The sequence below is a fragment of the Curvivirga sp. genome, assembly GCF_965219885.1.
Lineage (GTDB): Bacteria > Pseudomonadota > Alphaproteobacteria > UBA8366 > Aestuariispiraceae > Curvivirga.
Map to the genome: position 1 here is coordinate 778,103 of NZ_CBDCOT010000009.1, position 12,741 is coordinate 790,843.

The following is a 12,741-nucleotide window of genomic DNA, read 5'->3' on the forward strand; positions in this document are numbered from 1 at the left end:
ACTTCATCCGTTTTCTAGCTGTCGTCCACTAAAGAACTGTCACAGCGGTTAGCCAATACCAAAGAGCGTCCACTTAGATTAAGGATTACTCTTCATTCTTCTCTGCTTGTGCTTCATCAAAAGCTTTCTTAGAAGCTTCCATCAAAGCATCGGACATTACTAATTTTGCCCGATCAATATCATCATATGGCAAAGCGATTTCCACCAACTCACCTTGATGATCAATTTCTAGATGGACATCATCATCGACCATGCCCAAAAGTTTTCCACGGAAACGTCTTTGATTTTCAACAGCATATTTCAGCTCGATCTTCGCTTCATAACCAGCGAAACGGGCATAATCCCGTTGACGAACCAAAGGACGATCAATACCCGGCGAACTTACTTCTAAATTGTAAGCTTTCTCTATAGGGTCTTCCACATCCAGAATAGCGGACACGGCACGGCTAACAGTTGCACAATCTTCAACATCCACAGGCTTTTCATCCAACCGATCAATCATAATTTGAACGGTGACAGTTTCCTTACCAGACATTTGAATACGCACGATAAAATATCCCAAATCTTCAAGGGAGGGTGCGATCAATTCTTCAACTTGCGTTACAGCCGCCATGGCTACTCCTTCAATTATACCATCAATAACGCTTTAAACCTAGCTTCTTCGCCACTTTCAGCGAAGTGCCTTTCGAAGTTTTCACTTGATTTAGGCAATAAAAAAGGCGGGCCTTGGCCCACCGTCAACATCGTTGCCTCAAGGCACGTTATTAAGGTTGCGCTCTATATAAGGGAAAGCCTCAAAAATATCAAGTAAAATCTTGTGGATAAGAATAGCAGTCAAATATGACAGATTCCTTGCACCCACAAATTCAGGTAAAATTTAGCTACGCGTTGCTAAAAACGCCCCCGCGCCCACCATAATGGAACCAGCTGAACGATTAAGTTTCTGCATAGCAGATTGGGATTGAAACCAGCGTCGCGCTTGGGATGCAAAAATCGCAATCACCATCAAACCAATCATCAACCCCACCAAAGTTAAAACAGAAGCCAGCACTATATCCTGTGCGTTTAACACTGTTAAATCCATAAAGGTTGGCAAGAAAGCGATATAAAATAGGATCACCTTTGGATTTGAGGCAGAAATTAAAAAGCCCTGCACAAAGCTCATAACGTGGCCTTTTTTGCTATCTTTTGCAGATAATCCATTCAGATCAACAGGCGCTGTCCACATTTTATAGCCAAGATAAATCAAATAAGCTGCCCCAACAAAACGAATGATTGTAAAAAGCTCACCCCAATGTTGGGCAATTGTCGCCAAACCAAAACATGCTGCTACCAGATAAAACACATCGCTCACCGACATGCCCAAAGAAAGCATCACACATTGACCAGCCCCCTTGGTTAAGGCACGCGCAAGAATAGCAAAAATACCAGGCCCCGGCGTCACACTAAAAATCAAAACAGCAATAAAAAACGAAACCGCACTTTCAAAAGACATGATTTCGCCCTCCCTTAACTACGCGCCGCAAGAAACACACCTGCACTTGCCATGATAGAACTTGCACTGCGATTCAAAATCTTAACTGCTTTTTCTGTTTGAATAAGCTTTCGTCCACGGCCTGCGAAAACGACAATAAGGAAATATCCCGCCATTAAGCTGGAAAATAAAACCACAGATGTCAGTGCAATATCTTGATTTGATAATGCTTCCACATCCAGAAATGAGGGTAAAAGCGCCACATAAAACAAAATATTCTTTGGATTAGAGGCTGAAACCGCAAAACCTTGAAAATAAGTCAACATATAACCAAGCTTGCCATTCTCGTCTTTTGGTAATGCCAATTTTGCAGGCGCTTTCCACATTTTATACGCCAGAAAGATAAGATAAGCTGCACCAACCAAACGAATGATAATAAAATATTCGCCCCAATGTGCCGCAATGGTCGCCAAGCCAAAACAAGCCGCCACCAGATACATCAGGCCCGCTGTTGCCATCCCAAGCCCTTGTATCATGCAAATTGACAATCGTTGTGTCAGGCCACGCGCCATCAAAGCAAAAAAGCCCGGCCCTGGCGTCAAACTGAACAATAACATTGTGATAAAAAACGAAATCGCAGCTTCAATAGACATCGTCACGCATCCATATTTCCATTAACCTCACTCAACTTATAACGCGCGGTTAATTTCAAATACAAGTGACGAATTGTATCAGATACAATTCCTAAACAGCAAAGACCTTAACGTGGCTTTCGCATAAAGCGCAGGTAATGCGGATTACCCGCCAAGGCCTTTTGTTCATAGCGGGTTGCGGGCCAATCATCACGACGATGATACCAATCTTTCGGTCCTTCATCGATCCAGTCCAGTTTTTCTGATGCCATTAAATGCATCATCGCCCAACGCACATATTGTTTATGATCGCTCGCCAAACGAAATTCACCGCCATCCCGAAGAAGACGTTCAAATTTCGGGATATTATGTGGCCCGACAAAACGACGTAAACGATGTTTGTATTTCGGCCATGGATCAGGGAAAAGAACGAAAATCTTCGATAAACAGCCATCCGGAAGTTTATCCATAATCTGTCGCGCATCATCAGAATGCACGCGAACATTTGCCAGTTTTTCATCTTCCAGATGGACCAACAAACGTGCCACACCATTGATAAACGGCTCACAACCGATGATACCTACATCAGGATTATTTTGGGCCTGCCATGCCAGATGCTCACCAGATCCAAATCCGATTTCCAACCAATATTCTTTTTTCTCTGCCCCAAAAACTTTCGCCAAATCGATTTGATCCACGGAAGTATCTACACCAAGAGTTGGAAGAACGTCATCCACCAATTGCTGTTTTTTATCATTCAAGGTACGTCCATGGCGACGCCCAAAGAATTTAATCTCGTTTGGGTTCTGCTCGGAATATAGAGGATTTTTGGTTGGATCATATTTATCCGTCATCGGGACCAGCCTTTTGCTTTAAAACAGAGAGCACAAAAATTATGGCCCCGAGAATACCCGAGGCCATATCTAATTTCAATTTTGAAACTGTCTTTTAGATTGCCGCTTTAAGGGCGTCAACCAAATCTGTTTTCTCCCAGGAGAAATGACCAGCTTCTGTTGGTGTACGACCAAAATGACCATATGCAGAAGAAGGCGCATAAATCGGACGGTTCAAATTCAAATGTGTACGGATACCACGTGGGCTTAAATCCATTGCTTCTTGAACAGCAGCTGCAATTTTCTCATCCGCAACCGTACCTGTACCATTCGTATTTACATAAACAGATAATGGTTTGGAAATACCAATCGCGTAAGAAACCTGAATCACACAAGACTCAGCCAATTCCGCTGCAACCACATTTTTCGCCAAGTAACGTGCCGCATAAGCCGCAGAACGGTCAACCTTGGTCGGATCTTTACCAGAGAAAGCACCACCACCATGAGGCGCTGCACCACCATATGTATCAACGATGATTTTACGGCCAGTCAAACCAGCATCGCCATCCGGGCCACCAATTACGAAACGGCCTGTCGGGTTCACATAAAATTCATCTGCTGGGCACATCCAACCTTCTGGCAATACTTTCTCCACATGGGAACGTACTAATTCACGTAATGCGTCTTGTGGCATGCCTTCGTTATGTTGTGTGGATACAACGATAGATGTGGCACGCACAGGTTTACCATTTTCATAGGCCAATGTTACCTGAGATTTCGCATCTGGACCCAAGCCACTTGCCGCATCCGCATGGCGATGCTCCGCCAAACTACGCAAAATACGGTGGGAAAGATCGATTGGTGCTGGCATCAAGCTTTCTGTTTCACGACAAGCATAACCGAACATAATGCCTTGGTCACCCGCGCCTTCTTCAGTGTCTGTACCTGTACCTTCGTCAACACCTTGTGCAATATCAACAGATTGATCATGGACCAAACAATCAACATTCATATTCGCCCAATGGAAACCATCCTGCTCATAACCGATTTCTTTGACCGCTTGGCGCGCAACGTCAATCATCTCAGCTTTGGTTACTTCTTCTTTACAACGAACTTCACCCGCCAAAACCAATTGCTGTGTCGTTGCCAATGTTTCAACAGCCACACGTGCTTCTGGGTCTTTACCCAAAAACAAATCAACGATGCCATCAGACACACGGTCACAAACTTTATCCGGATGTCCTTCAGATACGGACTCACTTGTGAAGAGGTAATTACCATTTGCCATTTTTGAGATATCTCCAAAAAACCCCATTCTCTCCATGGCTTTAGTCCAAAGTCAGAAAATGGATATATAAACTTTTCTTTATCTGTTTCGTCTTTTGACAGTTTTTAACGAACAGGTCAACCGAAATATCGAATTGTGTGCGATATTTCGGACAACCTGATTCCGCCAAAGAACTTACACTTTCCCTGTGAGTTGGAAAGCAGCCCAGAAGCGTGGATGATTGAAGCGTTTAGCTGTGGCACGTTGTGCCTTTCTTAAAGCTTCGGCCTTATTGTCACGCTTCAAATTATCATAGAATTGCTCCATCAGATAAGCTGTGGCCTCATCCGAAACAGGCCATAAGCTAGCATTGATAGAACGGGCCCCCGCATAGAGGAAGCCGCGGGTCAACCCAATCACATCATCCCCATTCGCAACCTCACCCAAACCTGTCTCACAAGCAGACAAAGTCACCAATTCCGCATCAAGGTTAAGGTCATATAATTCATCAACCGTCAGAAGACCATCTTCCCCGTTGCCGGCCGCTAACTTCATCCCCGACGTTAACGGGTTTTCTGCGTCAAACTCCCCATGACTGGCTAGATGCAGATATTGGAAAGCTGGCGCCGCTTCTTTAAACACAGCTTCGGTGGCAAATTCACGAAGTAACACACGAGACCCCGGCCATTTACGGGTGATCTCTTTGGTTTCAATCTCCGCACCAGGAAGATCATAATCCGGATTACCAAGATCTGGATTACCCAAAGCAAGAAGGGCTCTTGCCCCTTTGGCATTCCCTTTGTCCAGATACATCAACACGCTGGCACTTGGTAATAGACGGAAGCTACGACTTTCAATCAAGAAACCATTGCCATCATGTAAGGCCGCCCATGGGAGATAATGAAGCGGACCATGAGGCACAATCGTCACATTAGGCATATCAACCTGTGCAATCACAGGCGTGATCAAACGTTGATATAAAGATTGCGCTTTGGGCAGATATGCATCCCCCTCTTCTTCCTGAATGGCATGACGGAAAGCATGGATGTCTTCGGTTAAGCCTTTGCCATTTAGATCAACAACCTGAATGGAATTACGGGTGATGGCAAAAGCAAAGAAAGCATCACCGGATTGATAATATTCAAGCAAAGCTTCATTTGGAGAAAGCTTCAATTGAATATCCGACAACTTAATCGCATCCACAGAGATCAAAGAAGACAGTTCAGCATCCTGATCCCGTAACTCTGTCTTTAAGGCTTTTAGTTGTAACTTACGATTTTGTGTGCCTGTCCCGGAGGCAGAGGCCACTTGCAGACTTTCCATCTCTAACTGTTGTACTTTACGCAACACATCATTGGTGGAAGCGGCTGTGGCTTTTGGACGTTTAAAGCTGGAACGTTCCGCCAATTGATCCACAAGGGCGCGGGCCTTGGCACGTTCCGCATATTCAAAAGCTTCAGCCACACGGTTTTGATCCACAAGTAATCCAACCATATCCGCATAGATCTGTTCTTTACCCCCGACAAAACCTAGCTTGTAGTTTTCTGTTTGAAGGGCAGAACGTTGGGATTCCAACACATCAATGGCTTTGGACAGATTATCATAGGCAACATTCATATCACCTTCTGTCATCGCCAATTGCGCACGGTCATGTAAGACAGATACATGTAGCTTGGCAAAGTTCGCAATACGTCCATCGGCCAGAAGATCATCAAAACCTTTACGTGCTTCTTCTAAACGTCCTGTCTTATAAGCGCTGCGGTAAGAGAAAATTCTTAAAGGTAAATTACGTACAAAATGAAATTCATCAATTGTTGTTCCTGTGATCGCAACCGACATTGGTGCTGTAAAAGCAGTCAATAAACCATCACCTAGAAAATCAAGTGAATCCCTATCATCTCTGGTGGCATACATATACGCTTTTTCATAGTCGCCAGATGCATAATGATACTGTGCAAGCCAGCGTCGAGAGGTCATGGAAAAATATTCTGATTGATCAATATTGAAACTTTCAACCCGTTTTTCTAAACGCTTAAGATAAGGTAAAATTTCATTATCTCGATCACTATATTCTAGTGCCATAATTTTCACACCTAATGCTATAGCATCCATTTTTTTTGCATTGTGATCATTGTCAGCAAATAAAAAACTGGAAGATGGCATACGAGGATTACGTGCTTGGGCTGCTAAACTTAGATCCGCATGATAAATTGCTTTTTCAAGATCACCTAAACCAAGGTATTTTTCTGCCTGTAATTCATGCAGAACCATCTGTGTCATATCATCGTTATAATAATATCCCATTGTAACCCAGAATACTTCTGAATTTGCACGTTGTTCCAAAAAGTTATAACAGGTATCCAACTGACTGTATTTTTCAGTGGTTAACAATGCTCTGCAAACTTCATATAGGTCCCAAATATCAATTTGTGCATAGACCTCTTCTGCATTTTCTTCTGTTACACTTTGAAATTCACCACGTGTACTCTGTTGGCGGATCTGACTGGCACATGCCATTAGACTTACTGCTAACAAGCCAAATGTGGCTAGCTTTACAAACTTTTTGACTAACATCGCGTCCCCCAATGGATATTTATAACAATCATGTTTCTACACTTTCCCTGTGAGTTGGAAAGCAGCCCAGAAGCGTGGATGATTGAAGCGTTTAGCTGTGGCACGTTGTGCCTTTCTTAAAGCTTCGGCCTTATTGTCACGCTTCAAATTATCATAGAATTGCTCCATCAGATAAGCTGTGGCCTCATCCGAAACAGGCCATAAGCTAGCATTGATAGAACGGGCCCCCGCATAGAGGAAGCCGCGGGTCAACCCAATCACATCATCCCCATTCGCAACCTCACCCAAACCTGTCTCACAAGCAGACAAAGTCACCAATTCCGCATCAAGGTTAAGGTCATATAATTCATCAACCGTCAGAAGACCATCTTCCCCATTGCCGGCCGCTAGTTTCATCCCCGACGTTAACGGGTTTTCTGCGTCAAACTCCCCATGACTGGCTAGATGCAGATATTGGAAAGCTGGCGCCGCTTCTTTAAACACAGCTTCGGTGGCAAATTCACGAAGTAACACACGAGACCCCGGCCATTTACGGGTGATCTCTTTGGTTTCAATCTCCGCACCAGGAAGATCATAATCCGGATTACCAAGATCTGGATTACCCAAAGCAAGAAGGGCTCTTGCCCCTTTGGCATTCCCTTTGTCCAGATACATCAACACGCTGGCACTTGGTAATAGACGGAAGCTACGACTTTCAATCAAGAAACCATTGCCATCATGTAAAGCGGCCCATGGGAGATAGTGAAGCGGACCATGAGGCACAATCGTCACATTAGGCATATCAACCTGTGCAATCACAGGCGTGATCAAACGTTGATATAAAGATTGCGCTTTGGGCAGATATGCATCCCCCTCTTCTTCCTGAATGGCATGACGGAAAGCATGGATGTCTTCGGTTAAGCCTTTGCCATTTAGATCAACAACCTGAATGGAATTACGGGTGATAGCAAAAGCAAAGAAAGCATCACCGGATTGATAATATTCAAGCAAAGCTTCATTTGGAGAAAGCTTCAATTGAATATCCGACAACTTAATCGCATCCACAGAGATCAAAGAAGACAGTTCAGCATCCTGATCCCGTAACTCTGTCTTTAAGGCTTTTAGTTGTAACTTACGATTTTGTGTGCCTGTCCCAGAGGCGGAAGCCACTTGCAGACTTTCCATCTCTAACTGTTGTACTTTACGCAACACATCATTGGTGGAAGCGGCTGTGGCTTTTGGACGTTTAAAGCTGGAACGTTCCGCCAATTGATCCACAAGGGCGCGGGCCTTGGCACGTTCTGCATATTCAAAAGCTTCAGCCACACGGTTTTGATCCACAAGTAATCCAACCATATCCGCATAGATCTGTTCTTTACCCCCGACAAAACCTAGCTTGTAGTTTTCTGTTTGGAGAGCAGAACGTTGGGATTCCAACACATCAATGGCTTTGGACAGATTATCATAGGCAACATTCATATCACCTTCCGTCATCGCCAATTGAGCACGGTCATGTAAGACAATCACATGTAATTGCGCAAAATTATCAATAACATCATCCGCTAGTAATTTATCAAATCCCTTACGCGCCTCTTCCAATCTGCCCGTTTTTGAGGCCGCGCGATATTGTAAGATTTCCATGGGAAAATTATGCGCGAATTGAAACTCGGTGATCAGCATACCAGTCATCACAAGACCAGCCGGCGCTGACACAATCGCGATATACCCATCCAACAAAAAATCAAGCGGATTACGGTCATCTCGTGCGGCAAATTCATAAGCACGTTCATAATCTTCAATCCGATAATAATATTGCGACAGCCAGCGCCTCGCTTGAATATCGTAATAAGCCACATTTCCTTTAACGAAACTTTCAACACGTTGACGCAAACGAGGTTCTATCTCAGCTATCTGTGCATTTTGCTCACTCATGGAAAGTGCCATCAACTTAACACCCAAAGCTGTAATATCCGCACGATGGGCCCCATAATCATTATCGGAAATTAAAAAATTAGTAGATACCATTCCGGGGTCACGATCATAGGCTGCCAGTGCCATATCCGCATGATCAATTGCTTGGGCAAAATCACCTAAACCAAGATATTTTTCCGCTTGTAATTCATGCAACGTAATATCGACCATATCCTTGTTATAATATAGAGTTCCAAGAGGATTTTCGAAGATTTCATTTTGACTGCGTCTTTCTAAAACGTCGAAACAATCATCAAATTGGCTATATTTCTCAACACTTAGGAAAGCGTCACAGATTTCATATAAATCCCATATTGCAGTTGTTGCATATGTGGCTTTTGCTTCTTCTTCGGTGATCGCATTAAATTCACCTTGCATTGTTTGACGATTAATCTTGCTCACGCAACCTGCCATAACAATGGATAAGATAACTAAAATAAGGTTTTTAGACCAGTTAGATAAATTCATTATATCTTACTCCAAGGTTACCATCATACTGGCTTCAGAAATTCTAATATCTGGAATTGATCGAAAAGCTGAGTTAATTTGCTTCACAATTTTTGTCGATAATTCAGCAAAATCATTGGCACGTATTTCAGCTGGAAGATAGGAATCAACATCACGGTCCGTTGCAAAACAATGGATCCGCTCAACCCCCGTAGGCCCCGCTAAACTCAATTGGAAAGGCATCGTGTCGCCCGGAATTTGGTGAAGGAATTCGCCCGTTAACTTCGCGTCCGGTTGAAAACTATTTGGATATAGCTTCACAACGGATGAATCTATCGCGTGGTAAAAACAATAAAGATACGCATCTTCGCTAAGTTGTACCAATAAGTTCAGATCACTACCAATTTCATAAACGGGATTATTGCCGCGATCACTACTTAGATACAAACCCAAAGGGCCTGCAAAATTCGGATTTTCGACAGAAAGTAAATCCTCATCCGGTAATAAAGTTAAAGCATCTCCAATAGACTCTTTCAAAACCAGCGCCTTGGCTTTTACACGCTTACCAGACGCATTTTTTAACATCATGCGTAATTCAACATATTTGCCCTGATCCCAATAGGTCCCTTTAAACAGGAAATCACTTTCATTGGCAGTGACAAGTTTTTCATCTACAGCCGCAGAGTTGATTTTTAGTTTTCTTTGCGCGCCCGTGATCGCGATCGTTTCACCTTCTCTTGCACCTGTAGCTGCATTCATTTTTTCTAAAAACAGATCAGATGTATATTCACCGAAACGAGTTTGTATCCCGGTATCTGCATAATAAAATCCTTTAGGGCGGATCACCGCGACTTTTCCAAGCTGATTACTAAATTCCTGAACCATGCGGTCCAATGCGGCCTCAAGGTTTTTTGCCGAAGTGACATCCAGATCATTTTCCACATTGTAATTCAAATATAAAGGCGCACTACTTGATAGGATTTGCCCGGTTAAGACATCATTTGCCCGATAAGAAATATAAACACCGCCTTCTGGTGCACGGCTTACCTTACCAATGACCAGAATATCTGCCTTAGCGGAATCTAATATCTTTTGGAATTCCAATTGATGAAATTCTTCAACTTCGGCAAAAACTTTTAACAACTCATCCCTTGCAACAAGCTGATGTTGTTTACTGGTCTTTAAAAACTTTCGTTGAAAAGCTGCAATCAACGCATCATTGAAAACTTCACCGGTTGCTTTCGCTACTGGAAGTTCATCTTCTTCAAAAGGACGGATGGCAATTCTCTTTTGCTTACCATCAATTCCTTTTTCAAGTTTTGATACAATCTGATCAAAGACAGAAACATCTAATGCATCCTGTGCAAATGCAGATGTCGTCCCATATACAGATATAAAGATTATCAATAAATTGATAAGCTTTTTCATTTTCCCTGCCCTAATATCTGAACCTTCATATTTATTTGAACATATTCACTTTGATTTTTGACACGTGTCAAGAATATATCAAATACCTAATACGAATGACTAATGACAGGTTTTGGATTGTTTTTTCAAAAAGAAAAACCCCACCCTGAATGGGTGGGGCACAAGTTTACATGCTTTCTTTCTATTAACCTTCTGAACGAAGGTTTCGGGCATGGAAAACATAACCAATTAAATTCATTAAGACCTGTGCCGCCAGAATGCTTGTGGTACCTGTTTGATCATAGTCCGGGGCAACCTCGCAAAGATCAATACCAACAACGTCGCCCATATGTGCCACACCCTGTAAAATTTCCATCACTTCATAATATAGGAAACCACCATGACTAGGTGTACCCGTACCAGGTGCAATAGATGGATCAAACCCATCAATATCAATGGTGATATAATAATTCACACCTTTAGGGATTAAATCCAACACTCCTTGCACTCCAAGTTTACGAACCTGACGCACAGAAAGAATGGTTGATCCAGCATCACGCGCCGCTTGATGGTCGTCTCGGTTGGATGAAGACACATTACGAATACCCAATTGCGTCATACCCGTAATATGATCTTGTTCAGACGCACGACGGATCGGATTTCCGTGGCCAAAGCGTACACCATGACGTTCATCCACAAAATCAAGATGAGCATCAATTTGAATGATATGAAGAGGCCCCTTACCTTCAAAGGCGCGAATGATCGGGGCGTTTACGGAATGATCGCCTCCAACAACGACAGGCAAAGCACCAGATTCCAATATCTTACGAACACCATATTCTATATTGGCATGGCTTTTTTCTGTATCGGTATGCACCATATCGGCATCCCCGATATCCACCATATTGACGCCATCCATATACATCACATCATCTTCATGATCATAAGCACCGCCATGACCAAAGGAAAATAACGTAGAAGCTTCACGTACACCACGTGGTCCCATACGTGCACCTGACCGCCATTGGGTTCCACAATCAAAAGGGGCTCCCATAAAGGCTACATCAGCCTTAATATTATCCCAGTCTTCGCAAATTGGGCTTTTCGCAAAAGTACAAAATCCAACGAATGGCAGGTTCAATCGACCTTTATCATATGTATTGTCACTCATTTCCTGATCACTCTTTCATATTGTTTATGTGTTTCTACAAACAATATGACAGGAAATTATATATCAAAAAATACGAATTATATTATGCTTACATTATATTTTTTTATGTAATTGAACTTCCAAATCTTCGACGAATAGTTTGACGATCTGTTGCATAGAGGGTGCTTTTCGGGTGGCCAGCTGAATTTCTGACTGCCAGTTTAACCCCAAATGATCCAAACTTCGCATCTCCCCCTTATCTACCCAGGTCTTTGCATAATGCACGGGTAAAAAACCCATAAAGCGTCCGCTTACAATTAAATGCGCCAAAGCTTCCATATTTGAGACAAAGGCCGGATTTGGGCTTTTGCGAAAGTGAAACAAGTCTGTGGTTTGTAGATAGCTTCGTGATGCGATGGAGTAATCTTCTAATGTCTCAAGATTAATTTCATCATCTTTCATCTCAAACAATGGATGTGCTTTTCCAAGATAAAATTTATGATCTTCCATATAGAGATGTTGATAATCAATCGCCTGATGTTTCTGGGCAAATATACTGATGGCAATATGAATGTTACCGCTTAACAATTCTCTTTCCAGATAATCTGGGGATAAGGTCTTTAAAGATAATCCTACTTCATTTTCACGTGCATAAAATCGGTTAATCGCTCTTGCTAAGGGGGATTGGGGATCCGTGACCGTACTATCAATAACTCCAATACGAAGTTCTCCGGTTAACTTATTACGCAATTCCCCTAAATCCGCATCAAAATCAGAAATGGCATTTAGCATCTCTCGACATTTACGATAGGTGATTTCACCTTTCTCTGTCAGGCGAAAACCGCTGCGCCCCCGATGACACAATTGGAAACCAAGGCGAATTTCAAAATCACGAATATGAGTTGATATAGCTGGCTGACTCATCCCCAAAACAGTTTGGGCACCGGAAAAACCACCATATTCCACTACTGTGCAGAAGGTTTGCATATGTTTAACAGAATGCATGT

The 12,741-nt window shown here is 42.9% G+C and carries 10 protein-coding genes; all 10 read right to left on the reverse strand.

Features of this window, described 5'->3' with window-relative positions:
• Window positions 1–85: 85 nt before the first annotated feature.
• The 10 genes from rimP to ACOQOA_RS09150 all read right to left on the reverse strand — a co-directional run bounded on the left by rimP (window position 86) and on the right by ACOQOA_RS09150 (window position 12,739).
• Entirely contained in the window at window positions 86–613 is a 528-nt protein-coding gene (gene rimP / locus ACOQOA_RS09105; RefSeq protein WP_155154378.1) for a ribosome maturation factor RimP, read from the reverse strand.
• A 264-nt stretch (window positions 614–877) separates the two neighbouring features.
• Window positions 878–1,495: a LysE family translocator gene (locus ACOQOA_RS09110; RefSeq protein WP_420548331.1), complete on the reverse strand. Its 618-nt coding sequence runs from the start codon at window positions 1,493–1,495 to the stop codon at window positions 878–880.
• Between the two features lie 14 nt (window positions 1,496–1,509).
• Window positions 1,510–2,127: a LysE family translocator gene (locus tag ACOQOA_RS09115; RefSeq protein WP_420548332.1), complete on the reverse strand. Its 618-nt coding sequence runs from the start codon at window positions 2,125–2,127 to the stop codon at window positions 1,510–1,512.
• Between the two features lie 107 nt (window positions 2,128–2,234).
• Entirely contained in the window at window positions 2,235–2,960 is a 726-nt protein-coding gene (gene trmB, locus ACOQOA_RS09120) for a tRNA (guanosine(46)-N7)-methyltransferase TrmB (protein WP_420548333.1), read from the reverse strand.
• Window positions 2,961–3,054: 94 nt separating this feature from the next.
• Window positions 3,055–4,227, reverse strand: a complete 1,173-nt coding sequence (gene metK, locus ACOQOA_RS09125) for a methionine adenosyltransferase (protein ID WP_420548334.1) — start codon at window positions 4,225–4,227, stop codon at window positions 3,055–3,057.
• A 174-nt stretch (window positions 4,228–4,401) separates the two neighbouring features.
• On the reverse strand, window positions 4,402–6,780 hold the full coding sequence (locus ACOQOA_RS09130; RefSeq protein ID WP_420548335.1) for a CHAT domain-containing protein: 2,379 nt from the start codon (window positions 6,778–6,780) through the stop codon (window positions 4,402–4,404).
• A gap of 36 nt (window positions 6,781–6,816) precedes the next feature.
• Window positions 6,817–9,198: a CHAT domain-containing protein gene (locus ACOQOA_RS09135; protein WP_420548336.1), complete on the reverse strand. Its 2,382-nt coding sequence runs from the start codon at window positions 9,196–9,198 to the stop codon at window positions 6,817–6,819.
• Between the two features lie 6 nt (window positions 9,199–9,204).
• Window positions 9,205–10,605 (reverse strand): DUF4384 domain-containing protein, encoded by a 1,401-nt coding sequence (locus tag ACOQOA_RS09140; protein ID WP_420548337.1) that lies wholly within the window; start codon window positions 10,603–10,605, stop codon window positions 9,205–9,207.
• A gap of 184 nt (window positions 10,606–10,789) precedes the next feature.
• Window positions 10,790–11,755: an agmatinase gene (gene speB, locus ACOQOA_RS09145; RefSeq protein ID WP_420548338.1), complete on the reverse strand. Its 966-nt coding sequence runs from the start codon at window positions 11,753–11,755 to the stop codon at window positions 10,790–10,792.
• 93 nt (window positions 11,756–11,848) lie between these two features.
• Window positions 11,849–12,739 carry a LysR family transcriptional regulator gene (locus ACOQOA_RS09150; RefSeq protein ID WP_420548339.1) on the reverse strand — a complete coding sequence of 297 codons (891 nt, stop codon included), beginning with the start codon at window positions 12,737–12,739 and terminating at the stop codon, window positions 11,849–11,851.
• Between the last annotated feature and the right edge of the window lie 2 nt (window positions 12,740–12,741).